Annotated in this window: 18 protein-coding genes; 10 read left to right on the top strand and 8 right to left on the bottom strand. The window is 68.6% G+C overall.

Annotation, left to right across the window (positions count from 1 at the left end; all coding sequences use genetic code 11):
• Positions 1-94: 94 nt before the first annotated feature.
• Entirely contained in the window at positions 95-763 is a 669-nt protein-coding gene (locus BKN51_RS27305) for a response regulator (protein WP_101610352.1), read from the bottom strand.
• A complete protein-coding gene (locus tag BKN51_RS27300) occupies positions 760-1836 on the bottom strand; it encodes a sensor histidine kinase (protein ID WP_101610351.1) in 1077 nt (358 codons plus the stop codon). Before BKN51_RS27300 ends, BKN51_RS27305 begins: the two co-directional genes overlap by 4 nt.
• Before the next feature lie 67 nt (positions 1837-1903).
• Between BKN51_RS27300 and BKN51_RS27295 the strand changes: the two genes are divergently transcribed.
• The 5 genes from BKN51_RS27295 (at position 1904) to BKN51_RS27275 (ending at position 5686) form a co-directional block, all read left to right on the top strand.
• Positions 1904-2461 (top strand): ArsR/SmtB family transcription factor, encoded by a 558-nt coding sequence (locus BKN51_RS27295; protein WP_101613487.1) that lies wholly within the window; start codon positions 1904-1906, stop codon positions 2459-2461.
• Positions 2454-3341 carry an SRPBCC family protein gene (locus BKN51_RS27290; RefSeq protein WP_101610350.1) on the top strand — a complete coding sequence of 296 codons (888 nt, stop codon included), beginning with the start codon at positions 2454-2456 and terminating at the stop codon, positions 3339-3341. The genes BKN51_RS27295 and BKN51_RS27290 overlap by 8 nt, the downstream gene beginning before the upstream one ends.
• 142 nt (positions 3342-3483) lie before the next feature.
• Positions 3484-3627 carry an SDR family oxidoreductase gene (locus BKN51_RS44490; RefSeq protein WP_233222972.1) on the top strand — a complete coding sequence of 48 codons (144 nt, stop codon included), beginning with the start codon at positions 3484-3486 and terminating at the stop codon, positions 3625-3627.
• A 70-nt stretch (positions 3628-3697) separates the two neighbouring features.
• Complete coding sequence (locus tag BKN51_RS27280) at positions 3698-4201, top strand: DUF3761 domain-containing protein (RefSeq protein WP_233222973.1); 504 nt, start codon at positions 3698-3700, stop codon at positions 4199-4201.
• A 57-nt stretch (positions 4202-4258) separates the two neighbouring features.
• Positions 4259-5686: an MFS transporter gene (locus tag BKN51_RS27275; RefSeq protein WP_101610349.1), complete on the top strand. Its 1428-nt coding sequence runs from the start codon at positions 4259-4261 to the stop codon at positions 5684-5686.
• A 68-nt stretch (positions 5687-5754) separates the two neighbouring features.
• Here BKN51_RS27275 and BKN51_RS27270 read toward each other — a convergent pair whose 3' ends face one another.
• Both BKN51_RS27270 and BKN51_RS27265 read right to left on the bottom strand, forming a co-directional pair.
• Entirely contained in the window at positions 5755-7308 is a 1554-nt protein-coding gene (locus tag BKN51_RS27270; RefSeq protein WP_168214398.1) for an acetolactate synthase large subunit, read from the bottom strand.
• 11 nt (positions 7309-7319) lie between these two features.
• A complete protein-coding gene (locus BKN51_RS27265; RefSeq protein ID WP_101613485.1) occupies positions 7320-8702 on the bottom strand; it encodes an FAD-binding oxidoreductase in 1383 nt (460 codons plus the stop codon).
• 189 nt (positions 8703-8891) lie between these two features.
• Here BKN51_RS27265 and BKN51_RS27260 point away from each other — a divergent pair, with 189 nt between their 5' ends.
• Positions 8892-9680 carry a Calx-beta domain-containing protein gene (locus BKN51_RS27260; RefSeq protein WP_101610347.1) on the top strand — a complete coding sequence of 263 codons (789 nt, stop codon included), beginning with the start codon at positions 8892-8894 and terminating at the stop codon, positions 9678-9680.
• Here the strand turns inward: BKN51_RS27260 and BKN51_RS27255 are convergent.
• Positions 9664-12651 carry a BTAD domain-containing putative transcriptional regulator gene (locus BKN51_RS27255; protein WP_233222974.1) on the bottom strand — a complete coding sequence of 996 codons (2988 nt, stop codon included), beginning with the start codon at positions 12649-12651 and terminating at the stop codon, positions 9664-9666. The genes BKN51_RS27260 and BKN51_RS27255 overlap by 17 nt on opposite strands.
• 149 nt (positions 12652-12800) lie before the next feature.
• On the opposite strand from BKN51_RS27255, the gene BKN51_RS27250 reads away from it, so the two are divergent.
• The gene (locus BKN51_RS27250) at positions 12801-13787 is read left to right on the top strand and encodes a hypothetical protein (RefSeq protein ID WP_101610345.1); all 987 of its coding nucleotides are present in this window, start codon (positions 12801-12803) and stop codon (positions 13785-13787) included.
• A 63-nt stretch (positions 13788-13850) separates the two neighbouring features.
• Here the strand turns inward: BKN51_RS27250 and BKN51_RS27245 are convergent, their stop codons facing one another.
• Both BKN51_RS27245 and BKN51_RS27240 read right to left on the bottom strand, forming a co-directional pair.
• On the bottom strand, positions 13851-14348 hold the full coding sequence (locus BKN51_RS27245; RefSeq protein ID WP_038508763.1) for a DUF3830 family protein: 498 nt from the start codon (positions 14346-14348) through the stop codon (positions 13851-13853).
• Positions 14348-15598, bottom strand: coding sequence for an aspartate aminotransferase family protein (locus BKN51_RS27240; protein ID WP_101610344.1), 1251 nt, complete (start codon positions 15596-15598; stop codon positions 14348-14350). Before BKN51_RS27240 ends, BKN51_RS27245 begins: the two co-directional genes overlap by 1 nt.
• Positions 15599-15686: 88 nt before the next feature.
• Between BKN51_RS27240 and BKN51_RS27235 the strand changes: the two genes are divergently transcribed.
• From BKN51_RS27235 to BKN51_RS27225, 3 genes are all read left to right on the top strand, one after another.
• A complete protein-coding gene (locus tag BKN51_RS27235; RefSeq protein WP_101610343.1) occupies positions 15687-17150 on the top strand; it encodes an NAD-dependent succinate-semialdehyde dehydrogenase in 1464 nt (487 codons plus the stop codon).
• 11 nt (positions 17151-17161) lie between these two features.
• Positions 17162-18235: a tartrate dehydrogenase gene (locus BKN51_RS27230; RefSeq protein ID WP_101610342.1), complete on the top strand. Its 1074-nt coding sequence runs from the start codon at positions 17162-17164 to the stop codon at positions 18233-18235.
• A 518-nt stretch (positions 18236-18753) separates the two neighbouring features.
• On the top strand, positions 18754-19230 hold the full coding sequence (locus BKN51_RS27225) for a DUF4262 domain-containing protein (RefSeq protein WP_101610341.1): 477 nt from the start codon (positions 18754-18756) through the stop codon (positions 19228-19230).
• 4 nt (positions 19231-19234) lie between these two features.
• On the opposite strand, the gene BKN51_RS27220 is transcribed toward BKN51_RS27225, so the two are convergent.
• Positions 19235-19927, bottom strand: a complete 693-nt coding sequence (locus BKN51_RS27220) for a GntR family transcriptional regulator (RefSeq protein WP_101610340.1) — start codon at positions 19925-19927, stop codon at positions 19235-19237.
• Positions 19928-19929: the final 2 nt, after the last annotated feature.

The raw sequence follows: 19929 nt of genomic DNA, 5'->3' as shown, positions 1-19929 counted from the left end.
CTTTTCCGTGCCGCGGGGCGTCGGGCTCCGGCGGGCAATCCGGCCACAACTTCTGGGTACCCCTAAGGCGCTTCCCGTACTACCGGAGTTGTGTTCACGGGGTCAACCAGCGAGGGGTGACCATGCCCGATTCGTAGGCGAGCACGACGAGTTGCGCGCGATCGCGGACGTCCACCTTGGTCATGATCCGGCTGACATGCGTTTTCGCCGTGGCGGGGCTGAGCACGAGTTCCTTCGCGATCTCGTCGTTGGACAGACCGGCCGCGACCAGGCTCATCACCTCGCGTTCGCGTTCGGTGAGCCGGTTCAGCACCGGCGACGGCCCGGGCCGCGCCACCCGGCCCGCGAACTCGGAGATCAGGCGGCGGGTGATCGACGGCGCGAGCAGCGCGTCGCCCCTCGCGACCACCCGGACGCCGTGGATCAGTTCCTCCGGTTCGGTGTCCTTGACCAGGAATCCGCTGGCACCGGCGCGCAGGGCGCCGTACACGTCCTCGTCGAGGTCGAAGGTGGTGAGGATGACGACCTTGATCCCGGCCAGCGCCGGGTCTTCGAGCAGATGCCGGGTCGCGGTGAGCCCGTCCATCACCGGCATGCGGATGTCCATCAGGACCACGTCCGGCTTGTGCTCGTGCGAGGCTTCGAGGGATTCCCGTCCGTCGGCGGCTTCCGCGACGACCGTGATGTCGGCCTCGCCGTCCAAAATGGACTTGAACCCGGCGCGGACCAGCCGCTGGTCGTCGACGAGCAGGACCCGGATCATCGCGCCGCCCGCAGGGGGAGCCGGGCGCGGACGCGGAAGCCGCCGTCCTCGCGCGCGGCCGCGGCGAATTCGCCGCCGAGCGCTTCGGCTCGTTCGGCCATCCCGCGGATCCCGTTGCCGGGTTTCGCGGCACCACCCCGGCCGTCATCGTCGATCTGCACGGACACATCATGGTCGGTGTAGCCGATCCGGACCACGACGGTGTCCGCCGCGGCGTGCCGCGCGACGTTGGTCAGCGCCTCCTGGACGACGCGGAAGGCGGCGTGCTCGACGTCGGGTGGCAGATCCCTTGCCGTGCCGTCGATCTCGGTGCGGACGGTCAGCCCGTGCGCGCCCGCCGACTCGGCCAGTTCGGCGACCCTCGCCAGACTCGGCGTATCCACCTGCCTCAGCATGCCGAGGGTGGAGCGGAGCTCGCGCAACGCGTCCTTGCTGGTCTGTTTGATCGTGACCAGCGCTTCCTCGGATTTCGCCGGATCCTTGCCGTGCAGCGCGGCACCGGCCTGGACGTTGATGAGCGCGAGGTTGTGCCCGAGGACGTCGTGCAGTTCACGCGCGATCCGGAGACGTTCGCCGGTGGCCCTTCGCTGTGCTTCGGACTCCTTGGTGCGCTCGGCTTCGCGGCGGTAGTACGTCACCGCTCCGACCGCGACCAGCGCGATGAACCAGCCCGCCATCAGCAGGAACGCGAAGTTGTCCACCTGTCGCGAGGCGCCGGCCCTCGCCTCGCCGAACGCGACGCCGCCCATCGAGGCCGCCGCGACGACCGCCGCGCTGCGGATCCGCCCGGTCGAGGCGTTGTTGTACAGCGCGAAGGCGAACGCGAGCAGCACGAACCCGTCGGGATCGGTGTACGGGTAGTAGATCGCGCAGCACACCGCGGTGAAGATCGCGACGGGGAGCGGGTGGCGGCGGCGCAGGAACAGCGCGGCGCAGGCGAGTACCACGCATATCCAGCCGATCACGGCGTTGCGTGGCTGTTCCGCGCTCGCGCCGAGGGAGACCGCGACGGAACTCGCGAGCACCGCCACGGTGATCGCGAGTTCCGCCGTGTACCGCCGCAGGATCGCCACACCACGAGAGTAGCGCGATGCGGTTCGATTGACAAAATAGATTTTTACGTTCAAGATGATTTTCGTGATGAAGGATGTGGCGTACCTGGAGCGGCTGGATCAGGCGGAGGCGTTGCTGAAGCCCCAGCGTGTGGACGTCCTGCGGCAACTGGCGGAGCCGCGATCCTGCACCGAGGTGGCGGCGGTGCTTGGCCAGACTCCGCAACGGGTCTACTACCACGTGAAAAAGCTGGTGGAAGCCGATCTCGTGACGCAGGTGTCGGAACGCAGGGTGCGAGGCATCAGCGAGGGCGTGTATCAGGCGAGCGCGCGTTCGTACTGGTTGTCACCGGGCCTGGTCGGCCGGATCGGCCCGCGAGCGGTGCGGGACGAACTGAGCCTCGGCTATCTGGTGGACCTCATGGAGGAGGTCCAGGCGGACGTCGCCGTGCTCGACCGGGCCGCGCCGGAACTGCCGTCGATCGGCGTCTCCGGCGAGATCCGGGTGGAACCGGAGCGCCGCCAGGAGTTCCTCGACGAACTGAAGACGACTTTGCAGGATCTGTTCACCCGCTACGGCGGAGCGGAAGGCGACGCCTTCAAACTCGCCGTGGCCTGTTACCCGAAAGGAGAGGCTCGTGACTGAACCGGCGAGCTTCCAGGTGCGCGTGCGCGCGCCGATCGACGACGTCTGGCACGCGCTGATCGACCCCGGAGCGTTGCGAACGTGGTTTTCCGAACACGCGGAAGTCGACCTGCCGTCCCGCTACGAGTTCTGGGGCCGGTACACGCCGGACGGCGAAGTCCCGCGTCAGCGGCTGTTACTGGCCGAGGACAACGTCCTGCGGTTCGCGTGGACCGTCGACGGTACGGAGACGATCGTCGAACTCGAGCTGGCCGAAGACGGAGACGGGACCTCTTTGTCGTACAGCCAGACCGGCCTGCCGGACTTCGCCGAGCTGATGGCGGACTCGGACTCGCCGCTCGGCATGATGCACACGTTCTGGGCGCTGGCGGTCGCGAACCTGGTCGATCACGTCGAGGGACGTCCGATCACCGCCCGCTGCGATCTCACTTCCCCGGTGATGCGGGAAGAAGTGCGCATCGGTGCGGCGCGACCGGAGGTCTACCACTCGATCACCGACCCCGCCGCGTTCACGCGCTGGTTCGGCGCGCGGATCGAAGCCGAGATGCACGTCGGCGGACGCTGGGCGATGGGCTCGCTGGAACTGGATCCGGACCCGGCGAAGATCGTTGATCTGGTACCCGACGAGAGGATGACGCTCGCGTACGAGGAAGGCATCGTGACGTCCTGGGAACTCGAGGACTCCGGCGGTGGTACCAGGCTGACGTTCGTCCAAAGTGGATTCTCTGGCGAGAAGCCGCCGTATGGCTCTTGGATGGGCTGGCTCAGCGGCTTGGCCGAGCTCCGCCGGTTCCACGAGGTCGACATGTGGCTCCCGATCTGGGTCGACGTCCACCTGGACGGAATGCCCGAAGGGCTCATCGCGCTGGACGGGAAGTAGGAGGATCCGATGTTGCTCGAAGGCCGGAACGCGATCGTCTACGGGGTGGCCGGCGGAATCCGGTCGGCGGGCGGGAAAGCCGGGACCGCGCAGTTCGACGCGCTCGACGAAGCGGCCATCGACGAACACGCCACTGGTCGAGATGTCGTTGGCGGACTTCGAAAGCCCGGTCCGGACGGCGTCCTTGGAGGATGTCGCCCGGGTCGCCGCCTTCGCCGCTTCGGACCACGCGCGCGGCATGACGGCGACGGCACTGAACATCAGTTGCGGCACGATGGTCGACTGACCTCTTCGGCGGTAACACCGGCGAACGATCTCCCGACTACGCGGCACCACCACGTGCCAGGGAGGCCGTTATGCCGAAGAGAACGACGAAACTGGGCATGGCACTGGCGATCGGGCTTCTGGTCGCCGGGGGCTGTGGGGTGGAGACCGTGCCCGCCGGGCGGGTCACGCCGAAGACCGGCTCGGTGTCGACATCCTCGACGTTCTCGATGCCGCCGACGCCGACCAGCAGCTGGGCGCCGCCCACGACCACGAGCACGGCTGTGCCGACACCGACACCGACGCCCCAGCAGTTCGTCCCGCCGACGACGGCCGCGGTCGAGGTCCCGAAGCAGGTCGAACCGCCGCCGTCGAAGGCGCGCCCGAAGACGACACCCACGGCGAAGGCGCCGAACCTGGCGGCGTGCGGAAGCGACTACTACCGCAACACCGACGGCGTCTGCGTCCACCGGCCGGCGACCGGACCGGGAGCGGCCGACGGCGCGACGGCCCTGTGCAAGGACGGTTCCTATAGCTACAGCCAGAATCGCCGCGGAACCTGTTCCGGGCACGGTGGGGTCCGCACCTGGTTGTGATCCCGTCGGTCAACCATTCACGACAGAGGGAGGTGCTGTGTAAGGTCGGATCATGGGATGCGAATGGTGAAACCGGCCGGCCGGGCACCTTCGCCCCGGGTCTTCGTCGTCGTGCTCGCCACCTGCGGGCTGGTGGCCTCGTTCATGCAGACGCTCGTCGTCCCGCTGATCCCGTCGTTTCCCCGGCTGCTCAACGCGACCCCGTCCGACGCGTCATGGGTGGTGACGGTGACCCTGGTCGCCGGTGCCGTGGTGATGCCGGTGAGCGGAAGGCTCGGCGATCTCTACGGCAAACGCCGGTTGCTGCTGATCAGCCTGGGCTTCCTGGTCGCCGGTTCGGTGGTCTCCGCGCTGACCAGCTCGCTCGCGCTGATGGTCGTCGGCCGTGGGCTGCAGGGCTGCGCGATGGGCGCGATCCCGCTGGGGATCAGCATCATGCGCGACGAACTCGCCCCCGAACGCGTCGGCGCGGCGATCTCGGTGATGAGTTCGACGCTGGGCGTCGGCGGCGCCATCGGGCTTCCCGTATCGGCGCTGGTCGCGCAGAACGCGGACTGGCACGTCCTCTTCTGGGCGTCGGCGGGGCTCGGGCTCGTCTGTGGCCTGCTGATCCTGTTCGTGGTGCCGGAGTCGCCGGTGAAGACACCCGCGCCGTTCGACTACCTCGGCGCTCTGGGGCTGACAGCCGGGCTGGTCTGCCTGCTACTGCCGATCGTCAAGGGCGGCGAATGGGGCTGGGGCAGCGGCCGCACGCTCGGCTTCGCCGGGACCGCGGTCGCGATCCTGCTGGTCTGGGGCGCCTATCAGCTGCGGCGCCGCGATCCGCTGGTGGACCTGCGGGTCTCCGCGCGGCGTCCGGTGCTGTTCACCAACCTCGCGTCGATCATGATCGGGTTCGCGCTGTACTCGATGGCGTTGTCGTTCCCGCAGTTGCTGCAGGCGCCCGCCTCGACCGGCTACGGCCTCGGCTTGACGATGGTGCAGGCAGGGCTCTGCCTGGCGCCGAACGGGCTGGTCATGTTCATGCTTTCGCCGGTTTCGGCCCGGCTCATCGAGCGCTACGGCCCGCGGACGACGCTGATGACCGGCGCCGTCACCATCGCGATCGGGTACATCTTCGCGACCGTGTTGATGGACAACGCTTTCGAGCTGATCACGGCGTCGATCATCATCGGTGGCGGCGTCGGCATCGCCTACGCGGCCATGCCCGCGCTGATCATGGGCTCGGTCCCGGTCACCGAAACCGCGTCCGCGAACGGCTTGAACTCGCTGATGCGATCCGTCGGCACGTCGACGTCCAGCGCGGTGATGGCGACCATGCTCGCGTCGCTGGCGATCACCGTCGGCGGGGTTTCCGTTCCGTCCGCGACGGGGTTCCGGCTGAGCTTCGCGGTCGCCGCCGGTGCCGCGCTCCTGGGGCTCGCCTTGACCGCCTTCGTCCCGAAACAACGCCAGCCCGAACCGCTGGTCGCCTCGGTCCACTAGCCCCAATGTGCAAGGAAAGTCCCCTTCATGGCGAAATTCGCCATGAAGGGGACTTTCCTCGCACACCCTCAGAACAGGGTCGGAACGATCGCGTCGATCAGGTGCGGCCCCGGCTCGGCGAGCGCGCGCTGGAACTGCTCGGCCAGCTCCTCCGCGGTTGTCGCCCGGGTCGCCGGGACACCCAGGCCCTCGGCGATCTTGACGAAGTCCATGTCCGGCCGCGAAAGGTCGAGCAGTTCGTTCGCCTTGGGACCGCTGGCGTCCGCGCCGACGCGCTGCAACTCCAGCCGCAGGATCGCGTACGCGCGGTTGTTCAGCAGGACCGTGGTGACGTTGAGGTTCTCCCGCGCCTGCGTCCACAACGCCGAAATCGTGTACAGCGCGCTGCCGTCGGACTGCAGGTTGATCACCGGACGGTCCGGCGCGGCGACGGCCGCCCCGGTCGCGACGGGCATGCCGTAGCCGATCGCTCCACCGGTCAGGGTCAGCACGTCGTGCCGCGGCGCACCGGCGGTGGCGGCGGGCAGCAGCAGGCCGGAGGTGTTCGCCTCGTCCGCGATGATCGCGCGCTCCGGCAGCAGCGCGCCGATCACCTCGACCCAGTTCTGCGGCGTCAGCGGTCCGGACGGCAGTGTGGGCCGGGCGGCTTCCTGCAGCACCGGCTCCGTCTCGGCGGCGACCAAGGCCGCGACGTCGTTCAACGCGCGCGGGACGTCCTGCCCGACTTCGGCGAGCACATGGACCTGCGCGCCTTCGGGCACCAGGTTGCTCGCCTTGCCGGGATAGGCGAAGAACGACACCGGCGCCTTCGTCCCGGCGACGATCACGTGCTTGATCCCGTCGAGCTGGTACGCGACCTGCTCGGCGAGGTAGCCCAGCCGCTCGATCGTCGGCAGGCCTTCGCCGCGCTCGAGCCGGGAGGGGAACGTCTCGACGAACGCCTTCACCCCGGTCGCGGTGGCGATCCTGCTGGTCGCGAGCAGTCCGGCCTCGCGGCAGCCGCTGCCGCCGACGAGCAGCGCGACCGGTTCACCGCTCGCCAGGATCTCGGCGATGTTCTTCACCGTCGTCGCGTTGACGGCCTGCGGGATCCGCGGAGGGATGGGTGCGACCGGTTCGCCGCCCTCACCCCAGGACGCGTCGGCCGGGAGGATCAGGGTCGCGATCTGCCCGGGGGCGTCCTGCGAGGCCGCGACGGCCGCGGCAGCGTCGGCGCCGACGTCCTTCGTGTGCTCGGAGCGGCGGACCCAGCCTTCGAGGGAACCGGCGACGGCTTCGATGTCCGATTCGAGCGGGGCGTCGTACTGCTTGTGGTAGGTCGCGTGATCGCCGATCACGTTGACGATCGGGGTGTGCGCGCGGCGCGCGTTGTGCAGGTTCGCCAGCCCGTTGCCGAGGCCGGGGCCGAGGTGCAGCAGCGTCGCGGCCGGTTTGTCGGCGATGCGCGCGTACCCGTCCGCGGCGCCGGTGACGACGCCTTCGAACAGGCCGAGCACGCCGCGCATCTCGGGCACGGTGTCGAGCGCGGCCACGAAGTGCATCTCCGAGGTGCCCGGATTCGAAAAGCACACATCGACGCCACTGTCGACGAGCGTGCGGATCAGGGACTGGGCGCCGTTCATTTCACTCACTTTCAAGCCCTCTCAGCGAAAAGAACACCGGGGTTGAGGATCCCGGCCGGGTCGAAGCTTTCCTTGATCCGGCGCATCAGCGCGATCTTCGCCGGGTCCTCCAGGTCGAGGAAGTAGCCGGACTTGGCCTGCCCGAGGCCGTGCTCGCCGGAGATCGCGCCGCCGAGTTCCATGCCGAGCGCGAAGATGTCGGTCAGCAGTTGCTTCCGCTTCTCGGGGTCCTTGCAGAAGATGGCGAGGTGGACGTTGCCGTCGCCGGCGTGCCCGCAGCCGAGTGCGCCCGCCTCGCGCGACAGCGCCATTTCCCTGGCCCTGCGCAGGAACTCGGGCATCGCGGACCTCGGGACCACCACGTCGATGACGTCGTCGGCCCCGGCCGCCTTGGCTGTCCAGAACGCCTTCTCGCGGGCCTCGATGAGCTTGCGCGCCGAATTGCCCTCGAGCACGTAGACGTCCATCGCCCCGACGTCGGCCAGCAGCCCGCCGAGCTCTTCGATGTCGGCGTGCAGCCGGTCGTTGTCGCGGTTTTCCAGCGCCACCACGAGATACGCCTGCGCGGAGTCACGGATGGCGTCCGGAACGCCGAGGCTGAGCTTCTCGTTGTAGCTGATCGCGGCGAGCGTCAGGTTGTCGATGTATTCGAGGATGTGCGGCGCGAGCCCGCTGGAGATGATCTTCGGGACGACGGTCATCACCTCGTCGAAGGTCTCGAACGGGGCGAACACCGTGGCACCGTGCGGGAGGCGCGGGTACAGCTTCACGATGACCTCGGTCGCGATCGCGAGGGTGCCTTCCGAGCCGATGATCAGCTGGGTCAGGTCGTACCCGGTCGACACCTTCGAGGTCTTGCCGCCGGTCCGGATGATCTCGCCGGTCGGCAGCACGGCCTGCAGGCCCACGACGTTGTGCCGCGTGACGCCGTACTTGACCGCGCGCATCCCGCCCGCGTTCGTGCCGACGTTGCCGCCGACGCTCGCGCTCAGTTCGCCGGGGTAAACGGTGTAGCCGAGTCCGGCCGCCGTGGTCTTTTCGTCCAAATCGGACAACGTGACACCCGGCTGGACGACGGCGACGTGGTTCTCCGTGTCGATCTCCAGTACCGCGTTCATGCGTTCGAAAGAGATCACCAGACTGTCTTCGCGCGGTGTGGCACCGCCCGAAAGCCCGGTGCCCGATCCTCTCGCGGTGACCGGCACACCGTGTTCACCCGCAGCCTTGAGCAGCTCCGCGACCTCCTCGGCGGTCCCCGGTTTCGCCAGGAAGGCGGGCTGCCGCGGAGAGGTGGTCAATGCCTCGTCGTGTGCGTAGTCCTCGGGGATCGCTTCGCCTGCCAGCAAATTCGTGTCCCCGACGATCTCGGCGAACCGTGCCGCAACATCGCCCATCGACTGCCCTTCCTCACGCGTCTTTGCCTGGTTACCGAAGCGTAGTACGTCGTGGGCGACGATGGCCATGAATCATTTTCATGTTTGCCGTCCGGTCGCCACAACCTCACGACAACCTCACTCGGTTACCCATGTCGCAACGGGCCGCGGCGGCCCGCCGGAAGGGGTGGACGCTCGATGGGACCAAGGATGAAACGGATCGCGACGCTGGGGGCGGCGTTCGCGATCACGTTCGGGTTCGCGGCACCGGTGGCCGAAGGCGGGGAAGCGGGCTGCACGGCACCCGTGGTGAACGTCAGCGGCGTCAGCCAGGCCGAGGGAACGAGCGCCGGGTACACCACCCTTCTCTTCACCGTTTCCCTCGACGACGGCGGCTGCGCGCCGCAAGGCTCGGTCGACTACCGGACGATCGAGGGCAACGGCTCGCCGGTCGATCCGGCGTTCACCGCCAAGGAGGGCGTCGACTACCAGCCGGTCACCGGCACGCTGACCTGGTCCGGGAGGACGGATCCGCAGACCGTCGCGGTCAAGGTCCGCGCCGATTCACTCGTCGAGAACGACGAAATGTTCTCCCTCCGGCTCTACGGCGAGAAGGGCCTGCGGATCGGGCACAGCGTCGGCGTCGCCTGGGTGGCCGACGACGACGCGGCCAAGACGTCGCCGGTGGGGACGACCCAGGAGGGTGAGATCTGCTGGTCGATCCCGCCCAACTTCTCGCAGGGAACCACCTGCAAGGTCCCGCTCGTGCTCTCCCGGCCGTGGGCCGGGCCGCTCACGGTCCGCTATCGCACCGAGGGCTCCGGCCACGTCCCGGTGAAGGACGGTGTCGTCACCTTCCAGCGCGGTGAGACGAGGGGATACGCCGAATTCACGCTCCTGCCCGGTCAACCGGGGAAGGCGCGGGTCGAGTTCTTCGAGCCGTCGCAGGGCAGGCTCGTGTACGCGACCTCGACCGTGGTGATCACCCCCGCCCGGTGACGAGGTCGGCGTCGGCCGTCGCGTTCGCCCGCCGGTACAGCTCGATCGCTCGAGCCCAGTGGGCGGCCGCGGCGGCCGTGTCGCCGCACCTCGCTTCGAGGTCACCGAGGTCGCGGTGCAGGTGAGCCTCCTCGTACGGATCCGGGACCCCCGCCCGGACCGCGAGGCCGCGCTCGAGGTTCTCCCGCGCCGCGACCAGGTCGCCGAGCCCCAGGTGGGCGCGGCCGAGCCGGTCGAGCGCCGCCGCCTCACTGTGCCGGTTCCCGACGTCCCGGCTGATCAGCAGCGCCTGGTCGAAATCGTCGCGGGCGGCCGGGTAGTCGCGGCGGGCGAGATGGACCTGGCCGGCGTGCAGCAGCGATTCCCACTCCTGCCACCGGTCGCCGATCGCCCGCGACGCCGCCAGCGCCTTGCCGAGATGCTCCAGCGCGACTTCGTGATCGCCGAGTTCCTCGTAGGCCTCGCCGAGCGTGTCCAGCGTGGCGGCCTCCAGCCGGGCGTTGCCCAGTTCACGGAACGTTTCCAGCGCGGCCGTCAGCGGGCTGAGACCGTCCATCGGCTGGCCGCGGCGGATGTAGGCGTGACCGAGGTTGCGCTGCGACAGCGCTCGCCCGAGCCGGTTGCCCACCGACGTGCACCGCTCCACCGCCAGCTGATACGCGGTGATCGCCTCGTCGAACCGGCGCAAGGCGGCGTAGGCATTGGCGGTGTTGTTGTAGATATGGCCTTCGCCTTCGAGATCACCCGCCGCACGGGCGGCCTTCAACGCGCGGGCGTTGGTTTCGAGCGCGTCGGTGAGCCTGCGGGTCATGAAGTAGGCCGCGCCCAGCGCACGCAGCATTTCCGCCTCCGCCAAGGGATCGTCGAGTTCGGCCGCCGCGGCTGCCCCCTCACGGCAGAGCCCGATCCGCTCGTTCCAGCCACCGGTGGTGTCGTAGAAGCTGGTGAGCAGGTAGGTGAGCTGCCAGGCGGCGGTGTTGCGGCCGTGTTCACGCGCGAACCGCACCACCGGCAGCAGATTCGCTCGTTCTGCGCCCAGGAAGGCGAGCGCCGCACGTCTTTCGGCCGGGAACGGCCGCTCCGGGGGAGGGTGACGCAGCGCCGGGGTGACCAGATCGCGGTTCGGGTCGATGATCCGGTTCGCCTCCGCGGCGACGTGCAGGTACCAGTCGATCAGCCGGTCCGCCGCCTCGGCGCGGCTCGCCGTCGTCTCGTCGGCGCGGGCGCACGCGACGGCGAATTCGCGGATCAGATCGTGGAGGCGATAGCGATCCGGGCCCGCCGGGGTGATCAGATGCGCGGCGGACAGCGCGGCGGCCGCGGTCCGGCCCGCTTCGGCGGGCACCCCGCACAGCGCGCTCCCGAGCGCCGAGCTGAACGACGTCCCCGGAGTCGTTCCCGACAGCCGGAACAGTTGTGCCGCGGCGTGGTCCAACGGCAGGTAGGCGCTCGCGAGGACGGTTTTGACGGTCCGGGAATCACCTTGCACCGCAAGGGTTTCCAGTCGTCCGACGCCGGTGAGCTCGCGGGTGAGCTCCGCGATCGGACGGTTCGGTTCACCGGTCAGGCGCGCGGCGGCGATCCGCAGTGCCAGCGGCATCCCGTCGCAGAGCCGCGCCAGCCGCGCCGCCTGCCCGGGTTCGCGGCTGACCCGATCGGCGCCCAGCACCCGGGTGAGCAGGGCCATCGATTCCGGGTCGGCCAGCGCGTCGAGGGCGAACACGCGGACGGCGTGCCTGCTGCCGAGCGCGGCCAGGGTCTGCCTGCTGGTCACGATCAGCATCGCCTTCGTCGTCCCCGGGACGAGCGGAAGGATCTGGTCGACGCTGCCCGCGTTGTCGGCGACGATCAGGCAACGCCTGCCGTGCAGCAGCGAGCGGTAGAGCGCCGCGCGTTCGGCCGTCGCGTCGGGCAGCCGGTCGTCGGGGAGGCCGAGCCCGCGCGACAGATGGGCGAGCGCGTCGCCCGGTGACACCGCTTCGTGCGGGTCGTGCCCGGCGAGGTCGAGGAAGAGCTGGCCGTCGGGGAAGCGGTCCGCGATGCGGTGCGCCCACTGCACGGCGAGCGCGGACTTGCCCATCCCGGCCGCGCCGGAGATGACCACGACCGGCGGCTCGGGTTCCTCGAGGAGCAGGTCCAATGAGGCGAGTTCCTGCTGCCTTCCGGTGAAGTGCCCGACACGAGCGGGGAGTTGCGCGGGTGCCGTACCCCGCGCGGGCGCGTCGAGTTCGGGCGCGCGGCGCAGGATCGCGGTATGCAGTTCGACCAGTTCCGGGCCGGGGTCGACACCGAACTCGTCGGCCAGCCCCCGGCGTACGGCCTGGAACGTCTCCAAGGCTTCGGCGTGCCTTCCGCAGCGGTGCAAGGCGAGCATGTGCAGCGCGGCGAGCCGTTCGCGGTACGGCTGCCCGGCCCGCAGCCGCGGAAGTTCCCGGAGGACCTCCTCGTGTTCCCCGAGTTCGAGCTCGGCGTCCCAGAGTTCTTCCCAGGCGGACAGCCGCAATTCCTGGAGCCGCTCGACCTCGCGCGGCCCCCAGCCGTCTAGTTCGGCGTCCGCGAAGGCTTCGCCGCGCCAGAGCCGCAACGCCTCGCGCAAGGCCGCCACCGCCTGGCCGGGGTTGCTCCGTTTGGCGGCACGAAGCTCTTCTTCGAAGCGGAGAGCGTCGACTGAGGACGGTGCGACCGTCAGGACGTACCCGGGTTTGCGGGTCAGCAGGACCGGCGGGAAGCCACAGTCCTCCAGCGCCTGCCGGATCCTGGCGACGTGGCTGTGCAGGGTCTTCACTGCGGTGCGGGGCGGATCCTCACCCCAGAGCACGTCGACCAGCCGGGGGATCGGGACCACCGAGCCCGCGTGCAGCGCGAGCACGCCGAGTACGGCTCGCTGGCGGGCGCCGTGCAACTCCGCCCGCCCGGTGGGGCCGATCGCTTCGACCGCGCCCAGCACCCGTAATTCCCCTGGCCCGGGCACGCTGCTCCCTCCGGCATGTGATCTCGGTGAGCGTATCCGGGCGGAGACTCACCGAAATCGGCCAATTAGGGCACACGATCTCTACAACCCCTCCACAACCGGCCTGACCGACGGTCAACGGGTCGAATGTTTCGCCCAAGGAGGGAAACATGATCAGCAGGAACCCGCGACGCCGTCGAACCTTGATCGCCGCGGCCGCAGTGGCCGTCGCGACCTTGTTCGCAGGTGTGGCACCGGCGGTGCAGGCCGCACCGGAGGCACGCAGTGACGTCTTCATCCGGGACAACGGATCCGATTACGGTTACGAGGACTCGTCCGGCTCGCTCTACTCCAGCCCCGACATCCGGGTGTGTTTCTCGGCGACGGTCCTCTGCGCCACCGATGACCCGATCGTCCAGGGTGGCAACGCCTTCATCCACGTCACGCTGAACCGCCCCGGCCCGTACGGTGACGCATACGAGAAGGGAAACCTGCAGGTCTGGTACACCAAGCAGGGCACCGTGGCCCAGTGGCCGAACCAGTGGAACTACATCGGCTCGAAGCTCGACGTGGACGTGCCCTACGGCACCAAGACGGTCGTCATCCCGTGGAAGGTCCCGATCGGCTCGCACTTCTGCCTGCTGGCCCGGTGGCTCTCGCCGACCGACCTGCCGACGGAAGGTGTCAGCACTTCCCTCAACACACGGAAGAACAACAACATCGCCTGGCACAACGTGAACGCGGTCCCGTTCAAGATCAAGGTGCCGGTGATCCGGCCGATCGTGTTCGGCTGGCACGGTCCCGACCCCACGGCGGTCGGTGACATCGTCTTCACCCAGCCCGGCAAGCCGTTCACCGGCCCCGGACGGATCACCATCGACCTCGGCCCCGACCTCGCCGCGCGGTGGCGGGCAGGCGGCGCGAAGGGTGAGGGCATCGAACGGGTCGGCGAGACCGAACTGGCCATCGTGAACCCGCAGCGGGCCCGGATCAGCGGGCTGGCGTTCAAGGCGGGAGAACAGATCGACGCACGGCTGAGCTTCACCGCCGGTGCCGAGGCGGCCGGTGGGCAGTACACCGTCCACGTGACCCAGGTCGACCAGCGCGGCGAAGAGGTCGGTGGCGTCGAATACCGGCTCGCGGCCGAACGGCAGTAAGCCAGGGAGGGGTGCCGGCCCGTGGGCGGCGAGGGTGGGGAACCCTCGTCGCCCACGGGTTTTTCACGCGCGTGCGAACGAAAGCGTCTCGCCCTCGACACCTCGCAGCCAGAGGTCTTGCGCCGCTTCGGCCATCTCGGCCAGCCCCTCTTCGATCGTCGCGAACACGTTGCCGGGCACCCAGCCCGCGTCGCCGTTGATCAGCAGGTTGTTGCGACCGTAGAAGATCGCGAGATCCGTCGCGCCCTGGTCGCTGTGGGCCTCACTGTCTTCGTCGTAGCCGTACGCCGGGTTGCCGATCTCCCACGCCTCGAACCCGAAGTACACGACATCCCCCGGAATCGGGGTCACCGTGGGGTTTTCGCGGCCCGGCTTCGGTTCGGCGAACGGCGGAACGAGGGTGTAGACCTCGTTGCGCGCGTACTTCGCGTGGTAGGCCGAACCGCTCTGCGGCAACGCGTCCCACACCGCGCGGCAGGTCCGGGGGGCTTCGGCGTCGAGCAGCCGGGCGCGGCAGGACACCCCGCGCTTGTCGAGGGTGATCGTGATGTAGCGGGCCATCACTCGACCCCCGCCACGACGTCACCCCAGATCCGCAGCGCTTCGTCGACCTGTTCGGTGTCGACGACCAGCGGCGGAACCATCCGGACGACGTTCATGTACGCCCCACAGGTCAACAACAGCAACCCGTTGGCGGAAGCGGCTTTCTGGGCCGCCTGTGCCTTCGCGGTGTCCGGCTCGCCGTCCGGCGTGGTGAACTCGGAACCGACCAGCAGCCCCAGCCCGCGGACGTCGCCGATCGACGGCGACTTGTCCGCGATCACCCGCACGCCTTCGAGCAGCTGGCGTCCGCGTTCGGCGGCGTTCTCGACCAGGCCCTCCCGCTCGATCACTTCGAGCGTGGCCACCGCCGCCGCACAGGCCACCGCGTTTCCGCCGTAAGTCCCGCCCTGCGAACCGGGGAGCGCCTTCGCCATCAACTCTTCCGACGCGGCGATGCCCGAGATCGGGAACCCGCTGGCGAGTCCCTTCGCGATGAGCACGATGTCCGGGCTCACCCCGAAGTGGTCGTGCCCCCAGAACTTGCCCGTCCGGCCGAAGCCGGTCTGGATCTCGTCCATCACCAGCAGGATCCCGTGCCTGTCGGCGCGCTCCCGCAGCCCGGCCAGGAACTCGGGGTTCGCCGGGACGTAGCCGCCTTCGCCGAGCACCGGCTCGATGAAGAACGCGGCCGTCTCGTTCGGCGCGCAGACCGTCGCGAACAGGTAGTCGAGCTCGCGGAGGGCGAACTTCGTCGCGGTCTCCTCGTCCCAGCCGTAGTGGAACGCGTAGGGGAAGGGTGCGACGTGCACACCGGACATGAGCGGCGAGATCCCGGCGCTGAACCGGGTCCCCGACGTCGTCATGGTCGCCGCCGCGACGGTCCGACCGTGGAAGCCGCCCTGGAAGACGATGACGTTGGGCCGCTTGGTCGCCTGCCTCGACAGCCGGAGCGCCGCTTCGACCGCCTCGCTGCCCGAGTTCGAGTAGAAGAGGGAATTCAGTCCTTCCGGGAGGACGCCGCCCAGCTTCTCGGTCAGTTCCAGCATCGGCTTGTGCATGACCGTCGTGTACTGCCCGTGGATGAGTTTGCCGATCTGCTCCCGCGCGGCGCTCACCACGTGCGGGTGACAGTGGCCGGTGCTGGTCACGCCGATACCGGCGGTGAAGTCCAGGTGACGTTTGCCATCGGTGTCGTAGAGGTACACCCCTTCACCGTGGTCGACCACGACCGGCGTTGCCTGCTTGAGCAGCGGTGATAGCTGGGCCATGGGCTGCGCTCCTAGGTCGGCTGAGCTGTTGTCGATTGTTGACAATATCCATAGCATGGCGTTCGGGACAACATGGAGGAGCGTTGGGATGAGCTCGATCAGTGAGGCCGGCGTAGTCAAGGCGGTCGACAAGGAACTGTTCATCGGCGGCAAGTGGGTGCCCGCCGCAGGCGGGAAGACCTTCCCCGTTCTCGACCCCTCGACAGGCGAAGCCCTGTGCGAGGTGGCCGACGCGTCACCGGCGGACGGCGTCAGCGCCCTCGACGCCGCCGTCGCCGCGCAGGCCGACTGGGCGACCGTCGCCCCGCGCGAACGCGGCGAGATCCTGCGCCGCGCGTACGACCTGCTCATCAAGCGCGCCGACGAACTCGCGCTGCTGATGACCCTCGAGATGGGCAAGCCGCTCGCGGAGTCCAAGGGCGAGATCACCTACGCGGCCGAGTTCTTCCGCTGGTTCGCGGAGGAGGCCGTCCGGATCGACGGTGGCTACGCCGTCGCGCCCAACGGGGCGGGCCGGTTCCTGGTGACGAAGCAGCCCGTCGGACCGTGCCTGCTGATCACGCCGTGGAACTTCCCCATGGCGATGGGCACCCGCAAGATCGGGCCCGCGGTCGCGGCAGGCTGCACGATGATCATCAAGCCCGCTGCTCAGACCCCCCTTTCGATGCTGGCCCTCGCGGCGATCCTCGCCGAAGCGGGATTGCCGGAAGGCGTGCTGAACGTGCTCACGACGTCGGACTCCGGCGGCGTGATGGAGCCGCTGATCCGGGACGGCCGTGCCCGGAAGCTGTCCTTCACCGGCTCGACCGGTGTCGGGCGGAAGCTGCTGGAACAGTGCGCGGACAAGGTGCTCCGCACCTCGATGGAGCTCGGCGGCAACGCCCCCTTCCTGGTCTTCGAAGACGCCGACCTCGACGCGGCGATCGACGGCGCGATGACCGCGAAGATGCGCAACATCGGTGAGGCCTGCACGGCCGCCAACCGCTTCTACGTCCAGCGAGGCATCGTCGACGAGTTCTCCCGGCGCCTCACCGAGCGCATGGAGGCCCTGCCCATGGGGCGAGGCACCGAGGAAGGTGTCGTCGTCGGCCCGCTCATCGACAAAGCCGCCGTCGAGAAGGTGAGCAGCCTGGTCTCCGACGCCACCGGGCGAGGAGCACGCGTCCTCACCGGCGGGTCTACTGTGGACGGTCCAGGTAACTTCTATCAGGCCACGGTGCTCACCGACGTGCCCAAGGACGCCAGGCTCGCCTCGGAAGAGATCTTCGGGCCGGTCGCCCCGATCACCGCGTTCGACAGCGAGGACGAGGCCATCGCGGCGGCGAACGACACCGAATTCGGTCTGGTTTCCTATGTGTACACCTCCGATCTCAAGCGGGCGTTGCGGGTTTCGGAACGGTTGGAAGCCGGCATGATCGGCCTCAACCAGGGCTTGGTCTCGAACCCGGCGGCGCCGTTCGGCGGGATCAAGCAGTCCGGACTCGGCCGTGAAGGCGGCACCGTCGGCATCGACGAGTTCCTCGAGACCAAGTACATCGCGGTGGCTCTGTGATTTCTCGAGCGGTGACCTCTCAAGCGGGGAACTCTTATCGGATCGCCAGCATCCCCGGCGACGGGATCGGCGTCGATGTCACGATCGAGGCCCGCAAGGTGCTCGACCGTGCGGCGGCGTCACACGGTTTCTCCTTGTCCTGGAAGGAATTCGACTGGAGTTGTGAGCGGTACACCAAAACCGGCGCGATGATGCCGGACGACGGCATCGAGCAGCTTTCCCGGTTCGACGGGATCTTCCTCGGCGCTGTCGGTTTCCCGGGTGTCCCGGATCATGTGTCGTTGTGGGGCCTCCTCATTCCGGTGCGGCGCGCGTTCACCCAGTACGTCAACCTCCGGCCGGTCCGGTTGCTGCCGGGGACGACGTCGGCGCTGGCGGGCCGGAGCGCAGAAGAGCTGGAGATGGTGATCGTCCGGGAGAACTCCGAGGGTGAATACTCGGAGATCGGCGGCAGGCACAACCGTGGTCTGCCGAACGAGTTCGTCTTACAGGAATCCGTGTTCACGCGGGTCGGGGTGGAGCGGATCATCCGCTACGCCTTCGAGCTGGCGAAGACGCGGACGGGCCGGGTTTGCTCGGCCACGAAATCCAACGGGCTCATTCACTCGATGCCGTTCTGGGACGAGATCTTCTTCGAAATCGCTTCGGACTATCCGGACGTGCGAGCCGAACAGTGCCATGTCGACGCGCTCGCCGCGCGGATGGTCCAGGCGCCGGACCGGCTCGACGTCGTGGTCGCTTCCAATCTCTTCGGCGACATCCTGAGCGACCTGGCGGCGGCCGTGACGGGCGGGCTCGGAATGGCGCCTTCGGGCAACATCAATCCCACCGGCGAGTTCCCTTCCATGTTCGAAGCGGTGCACGGCAGCGCTCCCGACATCGCCGGACAGGGCATCGCGAATCCGGTGGCGCAGATCCTGGCGGGTGCGATGCTGCTCGACCATCTCGGGGAAACCGCTGCGGCACAAGACGTTCACGCTGCGGTGGAGAAGGTTCTCGAGGAGGGGACCGTGCAAACCCCTGACCTCGGCGGTAAGTCCACCACCGCCGAACTCGGGTCCGCGGTGGTCGCCGCTCTATCTTGAACCATCCGCATAGAGGCGTGTCAAGTCCGTGATGTCATGAACGGTCCGTTCATGACATCACGGGGTGATTCGCTCGCCTGAGCGACGCGATGTGAAGTACGTGAAGGCCCCCTTCCTTGCGCTAGGCGCAGTGAAGGGGGCCTTCACGTACTTATCGGGAGGCAAGGTGTCGTGATGGCAGCCCGGGGCTCAGGTCGGTCGAGACGTTGCTCCACGCTGCGGGACCGATGCCCCCAATGCCACATTGGAGACGCTCAGCGTCTCCAATGTGACATTGGGAGCAGTGGCCGTCGGGCGGGGGTGGGGCCGGTGACGGGCACCGCGCTCGAACGCGACACCTTTGCCTGGGAAATTCAAGTCGGCCAGAACGCCAAAATTCGCGAAGTTCCCTGCCTCGCAAAGGAAAGCCAAGACGGAAAGGTCTCCGCATCGCACGGGCACTCACCCGAGTCGCGAGTTTTTGTCGGTGCCCCGGTGCACGGTGTCGATCATCGGATTCGACGACTGGAGGAGTGCCGATGTGCTGGCATTGCGACAACCCCGGGAAGACTCGCGACGACTACCTCACCGAGGAGGTCCGCCCGCTGATCCGGAAGTACGGCTGGATGGTGCAGACCGTCGAGCGGGGAGCCGCTCAACCCGGCTTCGCGTATACGGTCGGGCTCACCGACGCCGGGCTGCCGGAGCTCGTCGTCACCGGCTTGCGGGAGCGAAGATCGGGGCAGCTGCTGAACTATTTCGCCCAGCAGGTGGTCCGGTCGGGGCCGCCGGATTCCGGTGAGGTGCTGCCCGCGGCGCTGGGATGGCCCGCGCTCGAGGTCGTTCCGCTGAGCTCGCCGTCGGCGCACCTGCTCACCGCCGTCCTCTTGTACGGAGCCGACTTCCGTGCCCTACAACTGGTTTACGAGGACGAGCACGGCAATTGGCCGTGGGACAGGGATTTTCGCGGCGGGACGGGCGGGCAGCCGGTGCTGGGGGCGCGGGGTCGTGGCTGAATTCCTAAGGCACCGCGGGAGCTTCGCCCTCTCGCAGGCTTGTCCCCGGGGCCAGCCGTTGCACCGCGTCCTCCATGTGGGCTTCCAGCAGCGAAAGCGCGGTCTCTTCGTCGCCCGCGCGCAGAGCCTCGATGATCCGCGTGTGCTCGGTGACCCGCTCTTCGACTCGCTGATAGGTCCCCTGCAGTGCGGTGAGGCACATCCGGGTCTCGATCAGCAGTGTCCGGGCCATACGGACGAGCCGCTTGCTGCCGGAAGCGGCGATCAGCGCCTCGTGGAAACGGAGGTCAGCCCAGGAGAGCGCGGTCGGATCGTCGTCGTCGGCGGCGACGGCCATGGCGCCCACGGCCTGTTCGAGTTCGGTGGCGACCTTCTCCCGGTCACCGCGCAGGGCTCGCAGCATCGCGGCGCGCTCGATGGCCGAGCGTGCCGAGTAGATGTCGTAGACGTCGCCGGGTTCGAGGTCGATCACGAACAGGCCGCGGTGGCGCTCGCTGCGCAGGAGCCCCTCGGAGACGAGATGCTGCATCGCCTCTCGCAGCGGCCCCCGCGAGACTTGGAACCGGGAGGCCAGGTCGGTTTCACCGAGCTGGGTGCCGGGAGGGAGGGCGCCGGTCATGATCGCGTCCCGCAGCTGGCGCGCGATGATCCCGGCGGTCGATTCCCGGCTGACCGGCTCGATATCCGGCAAGGACATGG

The organism is Amycolatopsis sp. BJA-103, assembly GCF_002849735.1.
Classification (GTDB): Bacteria; Actinomycetota; Actinomycetes; order Mycobacteriales; family Pseudonocardiaceae; genus Amycolatopsis.
Note: the sequence above shows the minus strand (reverse complement) of the source record. Positions and strands in the feature narration are given on the sequence as shown.